The 14,853-nt window shown below is 67.2% G+C and carries 15 protein-coding genes; 12 read left to right on the top strand and 3 right to left on the bottom strand.

Annotated features, from left to right (window positions below; genetic code table 11):
* Nucleotides 1–3: 3 nt before the first annotated feature.
* Nucleotides 4–927: an AraC family transcriptional regulator gene (locus tag C4K27_RS16775; protein ID WP_053261346.1), complete on the bottom strand. Its 924-nt coding sequence runs from the start codon at nt 925–927 to the stop codon at nt 4–6.
* Between the two features lie 104 nt (nt 928–1,031).
* Here C4K27_RS16775 and C4K27_RS16770 point away from each other — a divergent pair, with 104 nt between their 5' ends.
* From C4K27_RS16770 to C4K27_RS16730, 9 genes are all read left to right on the top strand, one after another.
* The gene (locus C4K27_RS16770) at nt 1,032–1,592 is read left to right on the top strand and encodes a carboxymuconolactone decarboxylase family protein (RefSeq protein ID WP_053261345.1); all 561 of its coding nucleotides are present in this window, start codon (nt 1,032–1,034) and stop codon (nt 1,590–1,592) included.
* 62 nt (nt 1,593–1,654) lie between these two features.
* On the top strand, nt 1,655–2,725 hold the full coding sequence (locus C4K27_RS16765) for an acyl-CoA dehydrogenase family protein (protein WP_053261344.1): 1,071 nt from the start codon (nt 1,655–1,657) through the stop codon (nt 2,723–2,725).
* A complete protein-coding gene (locus tag C4K27_RS16760; protein ID WP_053261343.1) occupies nt 2,722–3,537 on the top strand; it encodes an ABC transporter ATP-binding protein in 816 nt (271 codons plus the stop codon). The genes C4K27_RS16765 and C4K27_RS16760 overlap by 4 nt, the downstream gene beginning before the upstream one ends.
* Nucleotides 3,538–3,717: 180 nt before the next feature.
* Nucleotides 3,718–4,917, top strand: coding sequence for an ABC transporter substrate-binding protein (locus tag C4K27_RS16755; protein ID WP_053261342.1), 1,200 nt, complete (start codon nt 3,718–3,720; stop codon nt 4,915–4,917).
* A complete protein-coding gene (locus C4K27_RS16750; RefSeq protein WP_053261341.1) occupies nt 4,917–5,684 on the top strand; it encodes an ABC transporter permease in 768 nt (255 codons plus the stop codon). The genes C4K27_RS16755 and C4K27_RS16750 overlap by 1 nt, the downstream gene beginning before the upstream one ends.
* 132 nt (nt 5,685–5,816) lie before the next feature.
* Nucleotides 5,817–6,707: a universal stress protein gene (locus tag C4K27_RS16745; RefSeq protein WP_053261340.1), complete on the top strand. Its 891-nt coding sequence runs from the start codon at nt 5,817–5,819 to the stop codon at nt 6,705–6,707.
* A 23-nt stretch (nt 6,708–6,730) separates the two neighbouring features.
* Nucleotides 6,731–7,417: a phosphoribosyltransferase gene (locus tag C4K27_RS16740; protein ID WP_053261339.1), complete on the top strand. Its 687-nt coding sequence runs from the start codon at nt 6,731–6,733 to the stop codon at nt 7,415–7,417.
* A 157-nt stretch (nt 7,418–7,574) separates the two neighbouring features.
* A complete protein-coding gene (locus tag C4K27_RS16735) occupies nt 7,575–8,474 on the top strand; it encodes a polysaccharide deacetylase family protein (RefSeq protein ID WP_053261338.1) in 900 nt (299 codons plus the stop codon).
* A gap of 194 nt (nt 8,475–8,668) precedes the next feature.
* Nucleotides 8,669–8,917 carry a hypothetical protein gene (locus C4K27_RS16730; protein WP_053261337.1) on the top strand — a complete coding sequence of 83 codons (249 nt, stop codon included), beginning with the start codon at nt 8,669–8,671 and terminating at the stop codon, nt 8,915–8,917.
* A 68-nt stretch (nt 8,918–8,985) separates the two neighbouring features.
* Here C4K27_RS16730 and C4K27_RS16725 read toward each other — a convergent pair whose 3' ends face one another.
* Nucleotides 8,986–9,711 (bottom strand): cupin domain-containing protein, encoded by a 726-nt coding sequence (locus tag C4K27_RS16725; protein WP_053261336.1) that lies wholly within the window; start codon nt 9,709–9,711, stop codon nt 8,986–8,988.
* A gap of 63 nt (nt 9,712–9,774) precedes the next feature.
* The gene (locus C4K27_RS16720) at nt 9,775–10,632 is read right to left on the bottom strand and encodes a GNAT family N-acetyltransferase (RefSeq protein WP_053261335.1); all 858 of its coding nucleotides are present in this window, start codon (nt 10,630–10,632) and stop codon (nt 9,775–9,777) included.
* A 255-nt stretch (nt 10,633–10,887) separates the two neighbouring features.
* On the opposite strand from C4K27_RS16720, the gene C4K27_RS16715 reads away from it, so the two are divergent.
* The 3 genes from C4K27_RS16715 to C4K27_RS16705 all read left to right on the top strand — a co-directional run bounded on the left by C4K27_RS16715 (nt 10,888) and on the right by C4K27_RS16705 (nt 14,801).
* Nucleotides 10,888–12,360, top strand: coding sequence for an aldehyde dehydrogenase family protein (locus C4K27_RS16715; protein WP_053261334.1), 1,473 nt, complete (start codon nt 10,888–10,890; stop codon nt 12,358–12,360).
* A 452-nt stretch (nt 12,361–12,812) separates the two neighbouring features.
* Nucleotides 12,813–13,481, top strand: a complete 669-nt coding sequence (locus C4K27_RS16710; RefSeq protein WP_053261333.1) for a haloacid dehalogenase type II — start codon at nt 12,813–12,815, stop codon at nt 13,479–13,481.
* 42 nt (nt 13,482–13,523) lie between these two features.
* Nucleotides 13,524–14,801: an NAD(P)/FAD-dependent oxidoreductase gene (locus C4K27_RS16705; RefSeq protein WP_053261332.1), complete on the top strand. Its 1,278-nt coding sequence runs from the start codon at nt 13,524–13,526 to the stop codon at nt 14,799–14,801.
* Nucleotides 14,802–14,853 lie beyond the last annotated feature (52 nt).

Genomic DNA, 14,853 nt, shown 5'->3' with positions numbered 1-14,853 from the left:
CATTCAACGCCCTTCGTGCTGGCGCCGATAAGCCCCCGGCTGCACGCCCACGGCCTTGGCGAAGGCGCGGGTAAAGGCCGCGACCGATTGATAACCCACTGCCGCGCCGACCTGTTCCACGGTGTGGTTGGCCTTGAGCAACTGGCAGGCATGGCGCATGCGCAGCGCCAGCAGGACCTGGCCCGGGGATTGCCCGGCCAGTTCGTTGAAGCGCTTGAAGAAGGCCGAGCGCGACAGCCCGGTGCAGGCCGCCATGCTTTCCAGGGGCCAGGGTTGTTCGGGGTGTTCGATCAACTGTTCCAGCAGCGCTGCGAAAGCCGGGTGCCGGGCCAGCGCCACCAGCCCGCCAAGGCCCTGGTTATCGGCCACTTGCTGGCGCAGCACATAGAGGAACAGCAGATGGCTCAGGCGCTCCAGCAGCGCCGAGGAGGGCGCGGGCGTGCGCTGGCACTCTTGCAGGATCAGCTCGAACAGGGCCCGCGCCGCGCTCAGGGACGGGTCGCCGGCGCGCAGCACGATCCAGTCCGGCAGGGCGTCGATGATCAGCGACGACAGCCCGGACTTGAAATGAAAGAAGCCGCAGACCAGGCCCACGCCATCCTCGGCCTGATCTTGTGCGTGAGCGTCGAGCGCCTGCATGGCCCTGCGTGGCAGTTCAAGGGCGGCGCCATGCGCTTGGGCGCTGGACAGGCGATAGTCCAGGTCGCGCAGCAGGAACAGCGCATCCCCGGCATTCAGGCGCTGGGCCGGCTCATGGCCCTCGATATGCAGCCAGCAATGGCCCTGCACGATCAGGTGGAAGCTGGCCCGGGCCAGGCCGTGGGTGCTGGCGTGCCAGCCGCCGCAGTAGCGGCCGACATGGAACAGGCTAGCGTCGAGTTCAAGGCTTTCTAATAACCAATCAACCAGTGGGCTGGACGAAATCATCTAATGGAAACACTCAGGAGCAAGTAATCGCTACTTTAGAATATGGATCGGAATTCTTATAACCAACAGACTGGCCGGACACCAACACAGCAGGAGTCCACCGCATGTCGCGCATCACTCTACACAGCCTGCAAAGCGCTCCCGAAGCGGCCCGGCCGTTTTTGCAGAACGCCCAGAACAACTCGGGGTTCATCCCCAATCTGCTGGGCATCCTGGCCAATGCCCCGGCGGCGCTGGAGACCTACGTTACGGTATCGGCGCTCAATGGCAAGGCCGAGCTGAGCCTGGCCGAACGGGAGGTGGTGCAACTGGTGGCCGCCACCACTCACGGTTGCGATTTCTGTGTGGCCGGGCACACTGCGGTGGCGCAGAATAAGGCCAAACTGTCGGACGAAGTGATCAGCGCGTTGCGTGAGCGCAGCCCCTTGCCGGAGGAAAAACTGCAGGCATTGGCTGCCTTCGCCGCCGAGGTGATCGCCACCCGCGGCAATGTCAGTGAGCCGACGTTCGCGGCATTCAAGGCCGCCGGCTACAGCGAGGGCAATGCCCTGGAAGTGATTCTCGGGGTGAGCCTGGCGACCCTGTGCAATTTCGCCAACGTGTTCGCCCGCACGCCGCTGAACCCGGAACTGGCGAAGTACCGCTGGCAAGCGCCGCAGCAATGATGCAGCGGCTGGATTCAAGGCACGGCCGTTTGGCCGGTGCCGCGTAAAAAGGAGAAAACCACATGCTCAACCCCGCATTCAGTCAATGGCTGGACGCCGAGGCCCAGGCCCTGGATCTGGGCCAGTGCGACCCACAGCAGGTGCTGGCGCGACTGGCCGAGGCGCAGGTGCTGCGCATCGGCATTCCGGCCGGGCAGGGCGGTAGCGACGGCGACCTGGGCGACGCCGTGGAGGCGGTGGCCGCGGTGGCCAGCCGTTCCCTGGCGGCGGCCTTTGTGTTCTGGGGCCAGCGGGCCTTTATCGAATACCTGCTGCACAGCCCCAACGCGGCCTTGCGCGAGCATCTGTTGCCGGACCTGCTCAGCGGCGAACTGGCGGGGGCCACCGGGCTGTCGAACGCCATGAAGTTCCTCTCCGGCATCGAGGCCCTGCAAGTCCGCGCGCAGCCACGGGCGGGTGGTTGGAATCTGAACGGGCGCCTGCACTGGGTGACCAATCTGCGCAAAAGCGGTTTTGTGGTGGCCGCGGCCATCGAGCACGAGCAGGGCGGCGCGCCCTTTATCCTGGCGATCCCCGCGGGCCTGGCCGGCTTGCAACGTTCCGAGGATTTGCAACTGATGGGCTTGCAGTCGAGCAACACCGCGGCGCTGGAGTTGCAGCAGGTCGAGGTCGGCCACGACTGGTTGCTGCACGAGGACGCCAAGGCCTTTCTGCCGGCGGTGCGCCCGGCGTTTCTCGGCCTGCAATGCGGCATGGCCATCGGCCTGGCGCGGCGCGCGCTGGATGAAGTGCAGACGCACCTGCACAGCGGGCGTTCGATTCTTCGCGAGCCGTTGCAGGAGCAACGCCAGCAGTTGGAGGAGAGCGTCGCCGAGCTCAAGCGCGGCTTGCTGGAGGGGCGTTTCCTGACCCAGCCAGCGGCGCTGTTCCGGCTACGCATCGCCCTGGCTGAAGCTGCCGCCAATGCCGTGCAGCTGGAGTTGCAGGCCAGTGGCGGCAAGGCCTACCTGAGCGAGCATGGCGGCGGTTTTGCCCGGCGCTGGCGCGAGTCGGCCTTCGTGCCGATCGTCACGCCGAGCCTGGTGCAGTTGCGCGCCGAGTTGCAGCGCCAGGCCCGGGACGCGGCGGCATGAGCGCGGCCTTGCTCGAAGCCCGGCAGATCAGCCTCGGCTACCCCGGTGAAGCAGGCTGGCAAGCGGTGCTGGAAGGCTTCGACTTGCGCTTGCAGCCAGGGGAGGTGGTGTCGATCCTCGGCCCCAGCGGCGTCGGCAAGTCCAGCCTGTTGCGGGTCCTGGCCGGCTTGCAGGCGCCCCACAGTGGTAGCGTCAGCCTGCTGGGCCAGGCGCTGGACGGGCCGCATCCACGGGTGGCCGTGGCGTTCCAGGACCCCAGCCTGCTGCCCTGGCTGAACCTGGAACACAACGTCGCCTTCGGCCTCGATTTCGCCCGCCAGCCGGCGCTGGACGCCCGGCAGCGCCAGGCGCGGATCGACCAGGCGATCGCCGAGGTCGGCCTGCAGCATGCCCGCGGGCATTACCCGGCGCAGCTGTCCGGCGGCATGGCCCAGCGCACCGCGCTGGCCCGTTGCCTGGCGCGCCAGCCGCAGGTGCTGTTGCTCGACGAACCCTTCGGCGCGCTGGACGAAGTGACCCGCGCCGACATGCAGCAACTGCTGCTCAAGGTGATTGCCGAGCACCGCACCGCGGCGCTGTTGATCACCCACGACATCGACGAAGCCCTGCTGCTTTCCGACCGAATCCTGCTACTGGGTAACAGCCCGGCGCGGACCCTCGGCGAGTGGCGCATCGACCTGCCTCAGCCGCGCGCCGAGCTGGTGGAAGAACTGGGCGCCCTGCGTATCGAGATTCTCAAAACCCTTCGGCGGGCGAGCCGCGCTGCACAACCCCAAGCCTTGCTGCCTCAGCCCGCACCTCTGTCTCTGTAGGAGCGAAGCTTGCTCGCGATAAAAACGTCAGTGCGGCGCAGGGTCCCAGACACCCCGTCAGCGTTGAGGTCATTCGCGAGCAAGCTTCGCTCCTACAGACGAGCCCGAAGAGATGGAAGAGCCTGAATTGGCGGTAAATGGCCGGGTTCAACCCCTTGCCCGAATGATCGGAGATACACCATGTGCCTGGATGACTTCACCCACAGCCGTCGCGACTTCCTCAAGCTCAGCGCCTTGCTCACCGCCGGCGGCGCCTTGCCGTTGCTCAATAGCCTGCAGGCCCGCGCCGCCGCGGAGCCGGACGCGCCGGTGCGCATCGGCTACCTGCCGATCACCGACGCCACGCCCTTGCTGGTGGCCCATAACAACGGCCTGTTCGAGGCCGAGGGCATCCGCTCCGAGCGCCCGGTGCTGCTGCGCAGTTGGGCGCAGGTGATCGAGGCGTTCATTTCCGGGCAGGTTAATGTGATCCACCTGCTGTCGCCGATGACCGTCTGGGCTCGCTATGGCAGTAAGGTGCCGGCCAAGGTGGTGGCCTGGAACCACGTCGGCGGCTCCGGCCTGACCGTGGCGCCGGGCATCACCGAGGTCCGGCAGCTGGGCGGGCAGGCGCTGGCGATTCCGTTCTGGTACTCGATCCACAACGTGGTGGTGCAGCAACTGTTGCGCGACAACGGCCTGACCCCGGTCAGCCGGCCAGCCAGCAGCCCGCTGGCGGCCAACGAGGTCAACCTGCTGGTGCTGCCGCCGTCGGACATGCCGCCGGCCCTGGCCAGCAAGCGCATCGCCGGCTACATAGTCGCCGAGCCCTTCAACGCCCTGGCCGAGGAACTCAAGGTCGGCCGGGTGCAGCGCTTTACCGGGGATATCTGGCGCAACCACGCCTGCTGCGTGGTGTTCATGCACGAGCAGGATTTGAATAACCGCCCCGAATGGTCGCAGAAGGTGGTCAATGCCATCGTCAAGGCGCAGCTGTGGACCCGCGACCACCGCGCCGAGGTCGCCAGTCTGCTGTCCCGCGACGGCGCCAACCGCTACACCCCGCATGCGCCCCAGGTGCTGAGCCGGGTCTTGGCGCCGAGTGCCAGCGAACGCCAGCAGTACCTGGCCGACGGCGCGATCCAGCACGCCCAGTGGGACGAGCAGCGCATCGATTTCCAGCCGTACCCGTTCCCCAGCTACACCGAGGAACTGGTCAAGCGCCTCAAGGACACCCTGATCGAAGGCGACAAGGGCTTTTTGGCCAGCCTCGACCCGCAGCACACCGCCCGCGATCTGGTTGACGAGCGCTTCGTGCGCAACGCCATCGCGTCGGTTGGCGGGCTCAAGGCATTCGGCTTGCCCGACAGCTTCGAACGCAGCGAGGAGTTCAGCCTCTGATGGCCAAGCGATCCGCATCGAACCTGCATGGGCTGCTGGGCGTGGGCGGGCTGCTGGGCCTGCTGCTGTTGTGGTGGCTGGGGGTGCGCCTGTTTGGCAGCGCCGACGGGCTGGCGGCGCGTTTTTCGCCGGCGGCGACCCTGGCCAGCCTGCTGGAACTGCTGGGCCGCGCCGAGCTGTACGAGCATGTGCTGGTCAGCCTCAAGCGCATCCTGGTTGGCCTGGCGCTGGCCTTGCTGGTGGGCGTGCCCCTGGGCCTGCTGATCGGCAGCTACCGCCACCTGGAGGCGGCCACCACCCCGGCGTTCCAGTTCCTGCGGATGATCTCGCCGCTGTCGTGGATGCCGGTGGTGGTGATGCTGATGGGGGTAGGGGACCAGCCGATCTACTTCCTGCTGGCCTTCGCCGCGGTCTGGCCGATCCTGCTCAACACCGCGGCCGGGGTGCGCCAGCTCGACCCGCGCTGGCTGCAACTGAGCCGCAGCCTCAGCGCCACCCGCTGGGAAACCCTGCGCAAGGTGATCCTGCCCGGGGTGCTGGGCCATGTGCTGACCGGCGTGCGCCTGGCTATCGGCATTTTGTGGATCGTCCTGGTGCCTTGCGAAATGCTTGGCGTCAGCGCCGGCCTGGGCTATTTCATCCTCGATACCCGCGACCGCCTGGCCTATTCGGAACTGATGGCCATGGTCCTGCTGATCGGCGCCCTGGGCTTTGCCCTGGACAGCCTGGCCCGTGGTCTGCACCGGCGCTGGACGCACTTGCCGTAACGCCGCGACGGGCGCATTGTCAGTGGGAAGTCTGAAGTCATGCTGGCGTTCGATCCGGCGTTGACGCACTGGCGTATAGCGAAGCGGGCGCCGGTGGCCGGCGTGGGCGTCCAGCCTATCTGGAGGTGCGCCATGAGCCAGTATCAACGCTTGTTGCTGGTCATCGACCCGGCAATGCGCCAGTCCCCCGCGATCCCGCGTGCCGCTGCCCTGGCCAAGGCCAGCGGGGCGAGCCTGCATATCGCGGCCTTGCTGAAACCGGCGTCGATTCTTTCCCTGTTCGAGCACAACGTGCGCAATGAAGCGCGCGAACGTTACCGCCTGGGGCACCAGGAATGGTTGCAGGAGGAGGTGCATCGCCTGCGCGGCCATGGTGTCAAGGTCAACGGCGAGGTGGCCTGGGCCGACGACCTGCTGGAGGAAATCCTGCAGCACGTCGCGGAAATCCAGCCCGACCTGCTGATCAAGGACGTGCAGCACGAACCGGCGCTCAAACGGGCCTTTCTCACGCCGATGGACTGGCACCTGCTGCGCCAGTGCCCGGTACCGCTGTATCTCATGGGCCGCCACGGCCATACGTTGCCGCAAATGGTGGTCGCGGCGGTCGACCCGTCGCGGCCGGAGTACCAGCACAACGGGCTCAACGACCGGATCATCCACGAAGCCAACAGCCTGGCCCTGCAATGCGATGCCGAGCTGCACCTGCTGCACGCCTATGACGTGTCGTCGGTCTACCTGGGCGATGCCGGGGGCGGTGGCCTGGTGCTGGCGGACCTGACCCGGGAACTGCGGGTGACCCTGGAAAAAGCCTTCCTGGAACTGGCCGAGCGTTATGGCGTGCCCGAGGAACGCCGGCATTTCATCCTCGGACAGCCGGTCACCGTGCTGGCCAACTTCGTCACCGAGAACCAGGCCGATGTGCTGGTCATGGGCCGTGTGCATCGCCAGGGCCTGGAGAAACTGGTGGGCAGCACGACCGAGCACGCGCTGTATCAGGTGCCCTGCAGCCTGCTGGCGCTGTAGCCGGGCGCCTTGGGAGGTGAGACATGAGCGAATATCCGTCATTGCAGATGACCCTGCGCAACCGTCAGGCCGCCGGGCAAGGGCTGGTCGCGCCGTTGCAGAAATACAGCCGCCGGCCCGAAGTGATCGTGCTGGCGTTGCCCCGGGGCGGGGTGCCGGTGGCCTGGGAAATCGCCCGGGCCCTGGAGGTGCGGCTGGACCTGATGCTGGTGCGCAAGCTTGGCGTGCCCGGCCATGAAGAACTGGCGATGGGCGCCATCGCCAGCGGTGGTATCCGCATCCTCAATCAGGACGTCCTGAGCAGCCATCACCTCGGTGATGCCGCGCTGCAAGCGGTGACCATACGGGAAACCCAGGAGTTGCAGCGCCGCGAACGGGTCTACCGTGGCGACCGGGCCGCGCCCGACCTGCGTGACCAGGTGGTGATCCTGGTGGACGACGGGCTGGCCACCGGCGCCTCGATGCACGCCGCGGTACAGGCGGCGCGCCTGCAGCACCCGGCGCGGATCGTGGTGGCCGTGCCCCTGGGGCCGCAGGAAACCGTCGACACCCTGAGTTTCGAGGTCGACGAGCTGATCTGCCCGATCACGCCCCTGTGGTTCGTGTCGATCGGCAATGGTTATGCGGACTTTGCCCAGACCTCGGACGAGGAGGTGATCGACCTGTTGCAGCGCGCCTGGCAGCGGCCCTGCGAAGGCGGTTCGGCATGAAGGCCCGGGCTGCCTGAAAGCGGGCGCTCCGGAACCAAAACCGCCGTTGCCCCTCCAAGCTGTGCCCGGCGCTGCGTGCAGGCCGGGCGAGGGATCCATGGGCGAGGGATTTTTGCCATTGAGGTGACGACCGCAACGGTCCGGCACAGGGCAAAACATGAAACAAGGCTTCAAGCTTCTCTGCGCAGTGTTGCTCGCCGCTGGTCTGGGCGGTTGCATCGCTGCCCCCATCGAAATGACCGCGCAGACCGAGCAACGCCTGCGCGCCCAGGCGCCGATCCGCTTTCTGTTGACCTTCGACGATGGCCCCAGCGCTTCCAGTTTCTACAACCCGACCGAACGGGTGCTCGACGACCTGCTCGACAATCCACTGCAACCGGCGATCAAGGCGGTGTTCTTCGTCCAGACCCGCGCCTCGCGGGCCGGCGGCAGCGACATAGGGCGGCGGATAATGGCCCGCGAGCACACCGAGGGCCATGTGCTGGGCTTTCATACCGCCACGCCGAGGCACACCAACCATCGCTCGCTCGACCCACCGGAACTGGAGGCGTCCCTGAACGACGGCAGCGCCGATATCGCGCTGATCACCGGGGTGCCGCCGAACCTGGTGCGCCCGCCATTCTGGAACTACGACAAGCGCACCTTCGCCGCCTACCAACGGCATGGCCTGCATGTGTTGCTTACCGACCTCAGCGCCAACGACGGCAAGGTCTGGGGTTTCAACGCCAGCCCACGGCGCCGGGCCAATATGCTGCGCCAGCTGTCGGAAGTGCGCGAACGCATTGCCCTGGGCCAGTTGCCGACGGTGGACGGAGTGATCCCGGTGGTGGTGACCTTCCACGACCTCAATCGCTACACCGCCCGCCACACCCGGGAATACCTGCAGATCCTGCTCGACAGCGCCCAGGCCACTGGCCTTGCGACCGCGCCCAAGCCGTTCTACGACGATACCGCGGCGCTGCAACGGGCGGTCATGGCCCGTACCGTCACCAACAGCGAACAGCCGGTGCGGTTGCCGGGGCTGTGGAACTGGCTGTGGGACAGGAATTCCCATTGAGCAGGCGTGACCGTTCGCATTGGGCACGACATGACCGTCGGTCCGCCAGTGCCTCGCCAGGATCGAATAAAACGCTGGTTTTACAGTCACATGGGTGGTTGCAGGCGCCGGCGCCGCCGGTTCGCACAGGGCACGTTGCGTTGCCGGGCTGCTTTGCCAACCCATCGTTCTGACCCAGGTTCTAGGACACTTCCATGAAGCGACTCGCGACACTCACCCTGACCCTTTGCTCCACGCTGCTGCTGGGTGGCTGCTACCCCCATTGGGACGACGGCCGACGCTACGATCGCGACCATGACGGTTGGCGCGACCACAGCCGTTATGACCGCGACTACTACCGCGACCGCGATCGTGACGACGACCGTTACGACCGCCGCTACGACCGGCGGGACAAGGACGGGCGCTATCGTCGCGACCGTGACGATGACGACGATGATGATTGAGTTGCCGGGCGCTTTTCGCCCGACCTGACAACGGCGCCCGAGGGCGCCGTTGTCGTGTGTGCCGGGCGTTACTTCACCGCATAGAACTTGCGCACATAGGCCGTGCTGTGCCACGCGCAGGGTGTGCCCTGGGCAACGAACAGCGTAGCGCCGGGGCCGGCGCTCAGGCGGCTGCCGTCCGCGCCCTCGAGGGTCACGCTGCCTTCCACCAGGTGCATCAATTCATTGAGCTTGTGCGGCCGGCCGTGGCGGCGGTACGGCGTGGAATCCCAGACCCCGATCCGCAGGTCGCTGGCGTCGTCCTCGAAGGCGTTGCGCGAGCGGCATTGCGGTTCCGGGCCGATCAGGATCTGCGGCTCGGGAGCTGCCGAGGGCGAGAGCATGGCCCGCGGGTCGAGCAGCGTCAGGCCCGGTTCGGCGCCCGCCGCGGCACGGTTCACCGCGCAGAAGGCCCAGAGCGTGCCGGGCTCGGCCTCGAGCTTGAAGGCGCTGCCGCGGCCGATCACCACGCTGGCGCCCGGGGCCAGTTCCAGGGCCGGTTCCCCAGACGACTCGGCGCTGTCGAGCAACACCTTGCCGGCGTGCACCACGAGCATTTCGATGTGGGGGAAATCCTCGCTGGCAAAACGTCCGCTGGTGCGCACGACACCGGCGGCAATGCCGTCGCTGCCGTTATAGGCAACCAGCCGATCGGCGCCGAAGGGGTCGTCACTGCCCAGGGCAGCAGGGGTGAACAGGCTGGCGTCGAAGCGGCCGTCGGCGCCTGCCAGCAGCAAAGCGGCGGGTATGGACATGTAAAGGACTCTCTGGAGTGTTGGAAAAAGGCGCCGCGACCCAGGAGCTCGCGGCGTTGCGGGTCAACCGATGGCCTGGGTCACCAGGGCGAACTGGCGCACGTTGCCGAGCGCCCGGGGCGGGGTGCCGCGGGCCATCTGCGCGACCTGGTCGACCTGTTTCAGGCCGGCGCTTTCCAGCCATTCGGCCAGGCCGCAGTCGGCCGGAATATCGATGCGCACGAAGGCATCGGGAACCTTGCTCAGCAGGCTGGCGATCATCTGCCGGGCCTGCTCGGCGGTTTCCGCGACCACCGGGCCGATGCAGCGGCCACGGCCGAACGGCCGCAGCAGGGCGAAGGCGCGCAACTGGCCGTCGCGTTCGATGCCGACGCCGTGCTCGACCACCGCGAACAGGTCCTCCAGCACCTGCTGGCGGTCCAGGCCGCTGCCGGCGTTGGCCAGGCTCAACTGGCGCAGGCGGTCGGCCTTGCGCAGCGGCCGGCAGTTTTCACCGGCGGGCAGGGCGCCCACCTCCGGCACCCGCACCTGGCCCTGATGCTGCTGGATCACGCCGAACTCGACGAAGCCCAGGCTGGCATACAGCGGCGCGCCGGCCAGGGTGGCGTTGAGGATCGGCGTGCGCGACTCGCAGGCGTGCAGGGCCTTTTCCATCAGGGCCCGGCCGATGCCCTGGCCCTGGTAGTCGCCGCTGACGATCACCAGGCCGATGGTGGCGTAGTCCCCCTGCAGGCAGGCGAAGGCACTGCCGATCAGGCGCTCGCCGTCCTCCACCACAAAGCCCTGGCCGACCCGCTGCAACATCGCCCAGTCTTCCAGGCGATGGGGCCACTTCAATTGCACGGACAGGGCGTGGGCCGCCGGCAAGTCGGCGACTGTCATCGGGCGGTACACATAAGCGGGGCGAGGGGTGGCGGACATGGCAAGACTCCGTGAAAAAGATAAGCGCGATCGTCGGCGATGCGCCTGTATCCCATCTGCGATCACACCTGGCAAGAGCCCCGCGGCGATTCGGCAGAATCCCTAAAAGACTGGCCGGCAGACCACAGTAACTACTTAAAAGGGGCCCAAGGTCGGCAGCAAATGCTTGCGCTTTTTTCCTAGGATGGAGGCCTGGTTTTTACCGGCCGGGCCGGCCTTCGCCGACCTTATTGCCGCCTTCAAGTGGAGTGCTCCATGGATAGTTTCGATCCTCGTCTTGTCGCTGTGCGCAGCGCTCATTTCATCGCCGGCCAGTACCGCGACGCCGCGCCCGGGCTGGAGGTCTCGCGGCCGTCGGACGGCCAGGCCTACGGGCAGTTGCCGATCGCCGACGCCGGGCTGGTGGACGAGGCGGTGAACAACGCCTGGCAGGCCTTCGCCCGCTCCGACTGGGCCAGCCGTCCGCCCCGGGAGCGGGCGCGGGTGATGCGGCGCTGGGCCGATCTGGTGGAAGCCGACGCGGCGATTCTGGCGCCGCTGGAGGCGGTGGGTTCGACTCGGCCGCATCAGGATGTGATCGGCTGGGACATTCCCTATGTCGCCGAAGGCATCCGCTTTTTCGCCGAGCTGGCGGACAAGTACGGCGGTTCGCTGGCCGCCACCCAGACCGACCGCCTGGGCATGCAGATCGCCGAACCCTACGGGGTGATCGCCGCCATCGCGCCGTGGAATTTCCCGCTGAGCATGGCCTCGTGGAAAGTCGCGCCGGCCCTGGCCGCCGGTAACGCGGTGGTGCTCAAGCCCTCGGAGCTGACGCCGTTTTCCAGCCTGCGGTTCGCCGAACTGGCGCTACAAGCCGGGGTTCCGGCGGGCATCTTCAACGTGGTGCAGGGCGACGGCCGGGTCACCGGCGATGCCCTGTGTCGCCATCCGCGGGTGGCCAAGGTGACCTTCACCGGCTCCACCGCCACGGGGTCGAGCATCATGTCCACCTGCGCCCTGGTCGGCCCCAAGCCGGTGACCCTGGAACTGGGCGGCAAGAGCCCGCAACTGGTGTTCGCCGATGTGCCGGACCTCGCCAAGACCGCGCGCACCGTGGCCATGGCCATCACCGGCAACGCCGGGCAGGTGTGCGTCTCCGGCTCGCGGCTGCTGATCGAGCGCTCGATCATGCAGCCCTTCGTCGAGCACCTGCGGGCGTACTTCGAACAATTGCGCCCGGGCCCGACCTGGTCGTCGGCCAGCACGCTGTCGCCGATCATTTCCCGGCAGCAGGCGAACCGCATCGACGGCATCGTCCAGCGTTCGCGCCAGGCCGGCGCCGAGGTGCTCTGCGGCGGCGGGCTGTTCGACGGCCTGGGCGGCGCCTATTACCAGCCGACCCTGCTGACCGGCCTGGACAACCGCAACCCGGCGGTCTGCGAGGAGATCTTCGGGCCGGTGCTGACGGTGCAGGCCTTCGACGACGAAGCCGAGGCCCTGGCCCTGGCCGAGCATGCCACCTACGGCCTGGCCGCCGGAGTACACACCGCCGACATCAACCGCGCCCTGCGCCTGGTCCGGCGCCTGGAAGCCGGCACGGTGTGGGTCAACCGCTATGGGCGCAGCAACGACTACATCCTGCCCACCGGCGGCTACAAGCGCTCCGGCATCGGCAAGGACCTGGGGCGCGAAGCCTTCGAGGCCAACCTGCGCTTCAAGAGCGTGCTGATCGATATCGCCGGCTGAAAACCGTGATCGGCGGGGGCGGGTGAGAGGGGCGGTACGAAGTATGCATTGAACCTGCCGGCGCGGCCGCAGGCCGGCCGCCACCGGTTGGGGATTGACCGGCAGACACTCTGCGATTCAGCGAAACGGGCGCTTCCAGACGGGGGCGCCCGTTTTCGTTGGGGCCGGCGCAGGTTCTGCGGCGACCGGGCCCGGACTTGAGCCCCGGCGGCCGGCAAAGGTCCATAAAAGCGCATGAATACGGGCTTTGCCCAAGGCTGGCGCGCCCCGCAAAGTCTGCTGAGGGCACCCCGAAAAACGGTGGTTTGTATCGAGCAGCCCGCGCTTTTAACGCCATCTGCTGATTTCACGGTGTTGTAATGAAGCTGTGATTGCAACGCTGCATCAGGGCTCCGGCAGCCGCGCTCTTGCGTGTCACGCCATGACCTCAACGAACTTCAGGACCGCACTCAATGAGCTTTCTTCGTCCCAAATTCATTACGTTCGACTGCTACGGTACGCTGACCAACTTCCACATGGGCACCATGACCCGCGAGCTGTTCGCCGACCGCGTCGGCCCTGAACAGATGGACCAGTTCGTCAAGGACTTCTCGGCCTACCGCCTGGACCAGGTCATGGGCGACTGGAGGCCCTACGACGAAATCCTCAAGACCGCGCTGGCGCGGACCTGCAAGCGCTGGGGCGTCGAGTACCGCGGCGAAGGCCAGCTGTACTACGACGCCGTGCCGACCTGGGGGCCCCATCCGGACGTGCCGGCCGGCCTGTCGAAGATCGCCGACAAGATCCCCCTGGTGATCTTCTCCAACGCCAGCGACAGCCAGATCATGTCCAACGTCGACAAGCTCGGCGCGCCGTTCCACAAGGTCTTCACCGCCGAACAGGCGCAAGCCTACAAGCCACGCCTGGCGGCCTTCGAGTTCATGCTCGACAACCTCGGCTGCGGACCGCAAGACATCCTGCATGTGTCTTCCAGCTTCCGTTACGACCTGATGCCGGCCCACGACATGAAGATCAAGCACAAGGCTTTCGTCGCCCGTGGCCACGAACAGCCGGCCAACGCCATCTACGGCTACCAGCAGATCCCGGACATCGGCGGCCTGGCTGGGCTGGTCGGGCTCTGATCGGTCATGGGCGCTCTTCAAGGCAGGGTCAGGGAGTCAGGCATGGGCAGTGAATCCTATTGGCTCGACAGTGCGCCGGCCTTCACCGGGGCACAGAGCGGCGCGCTGCCGGACAGCGTCGACGTGGCGATCGTCGGTGGCGGTTTCACCGGGCTGTCCGCGGCCCGCGCGCTGGCCATGAAGGGCGCCCGGGTGGTGGTGCTGGAAGCCGGCCGGGTGATCGGCGAAGCCTCCGGGCGCAACGGCGGCCAGTGCAACACCGGGGTGGCCCAGGATTACGCCGCCCTCAGCGCCAGCCTCGGCGCCGAGCGCGCGCGGGCCTATTACCAGGCCTATGAGCGGGCGGTGCAGAGCGTGGTGGCGCTGGTGGAGCAGGAGGGCATCGGTTGCGACCTCAAGCGCAACGGCAAGCTCAAGCTGGCGGCCAAGCCCCTGCATTACGAAGGGCTGGCGCGCACCTGCGAGCTGATCCGCCGCGAGGTCGATGCCGATGTCGAGCTGCTGTCCGCCGAGCAGGTGCGCGGCGAAATCGATTCCGCCGGTTTTCACGGCGGCCTGTTGCAGCGCAACGGCGTGCAGATGCACGTCGGGCGCTTCGGCATCGGCCTGGCGCACGCCGCGGCGCGCCATGGCGCGCTGATCTATCAGGACTGCGCGGTCCAAGGCTGGCAGGGCAACAGTGGCGGCTACCGGCTCGACACCGCGCGCGGTTCGTTGCAGGCGCGGCAGATTCTGCTGGCCACCGGTGCCTGCCAGCATGGCGACCTCGGCTGGTACCGGCGGCGCATCGTGCCGGTGGGCAGCTTCGTGGTAACCACCGAGGTGCTGCCGCAGGCCCTGGTCGAGCGGCTGCTGCCGCAGCAGCGCTCCTATGTCACCAGCCGCACCATCGGCAACTACTTCCGCCTGACCCCGGATAACCGCCTGCTGTTCGGCGGCCGGGCGCGCTTCGCCATGTCCAGCCCCAGTTCCGATGCCAAGAGCGGCAAGGTGCTGCAGGCGGCCATGGTGCAGATGTTCCCGCAACTGGCCGGGGTCGCTATCGACTACTGCTGGGGCGGGCTGGTGGACATGACCAGCGACCGGCTGCCCCGGGCCGGCGAACGCAACGGCATCTACCACGCCATGGGCTACAGCGGCCATGGCGTGCAGATGTCGGTACACATGGGCCAGGTCATGGCCGAGGTCATGGACGGCGCCAATCCATCCCTCAACCCCTGGCAAGACCTGGCATGGCCGGCGATCCCCGGGCACTTCGGCAAGCCCTGGTTCCTGCCGCTGGTAGGGGCTTACTACCGCTTCCAGGACTATCTGCACTGAGTTTGCTTCACCGTCGTTTTGCGTTTCCAGGACGCTCCGGTCAACCGCGAGC

The sequence above is a fragment of the Pseudomonas chlororaphis subsp. chlororaphis genome (assembly GCF_003945765.1).
Taxonomy (GTDB): Bacteria; Pseudomonadota; Gammaproteobacteria; order Pseudomonadales; family Pseudomonadaceae; genus Aquipseudomonas; species Aquipseudomonas chlororaphis.
This window is presented reverse-complemented; position numbering and strand designations above follow the sequence as displayed.

Coding starts and splice junctions, on each gene's coding strand:
- C4K27_RS16775 (WP_053261346.1), bottom strand. CDS start 927: ATGATTTCGTCCAGCCCACTGGTTGATTGGTTATTAGAAAGCCTTGAA.
- C4K27_RS16770 (WP_053261345.1), top strand. CDS start 1,032: ATGTCGCGCATCACTCTACACAGCCTGCAAAGCGCTCCCGAAGCGGCC.
- C4K27_RS16765 (WP_053261344.1), top strand. CDS start 1,655: ATGCTCAACCCCGCATTCAGTCAATGGCTGGACGCCGAGGCCCAGGCC.
- C4K27_RS16760 (WP_053261343.1), top strand. CDS start 2,722: ATGAGCGCGGCCTTGCTCGAAGCCCGGCAGATCAGCCTCGGCTACCCC.
- C4K27_RS16755 (WP_053261342.1), top strand. CDS start 3,718: ATGTGCCTGGATGACTTCACCCACAGCCGTCGCGACTTCCTCAAGCTC.
- C4K27_RS16750 (WP_053261341.1), top strand. CDS start 4,917: ATGGCCAAGCGATCCGCATCGAACCTGCATGGGCTGCTGGGCGTGGGC.
- C4K27_RS16745 (WP_053261340.1), top strand. CDS start 5,817: ATGAGCCAGTATCAACGCTTGTTGCTGGTCATCGACCCGGCAATGCGC.
- C4K27_RS16740 (WP_053261339.1), top strand. CDS start 6,731: ATGAGCGAATATCCGTCATTGCAGATGACCCTGCGCAACCGTCAGGCC.
- C4K27_RS16735 (WP_053261338.1), top strand. CDS start 7,575: ATGAAACAAGGCTTCAAGCTTCTCTGCGCAGTGTTGCTCGCCGCTGGT.
- C4K27_RS16730 (WP_053261337.1), top strand. CDS start 8,669: ATGAAGCGACTCGCGACACTCACCCTGACCCTTTGCTCCACGCTGCTG.
- C4K27_RS16725 (WP_053261336.1), bottom strand. CDS start 9,711: ATGTCCATACCCGCCGCTTTGCTGCTGGCAGGCGCCGACGGCCGCTTC.
- C4K27_RS16720 (WP_053261335.1), bottom strand. CDS start 10,632: ATGTCCGCCACCCCTCGCCCCGCTTATGTGTACCGCCCGATGACAGTC.
- C4K27_RS16715 (WP_053261334.1), top strand. CDS start 10,888: ATGGATAGTTTCGATCCTCGTCTTGTCGCTGTGCGCAGCGCTCATTTC.
- C4K27_RS16710 (WP_053261333.1), top strand. CDS start 12,813: ATGAGCTTTCTTCGTCCCAAATTCATTACGTTCGACTGCTACGGTACG.
- C4K27_RS16705 (WP_053261332.1), top strand. CDS start 13,524: ATGGGCAGTGAATCCTATTGGCTCGACAGTGCGCCGGCCTTCACCGGG.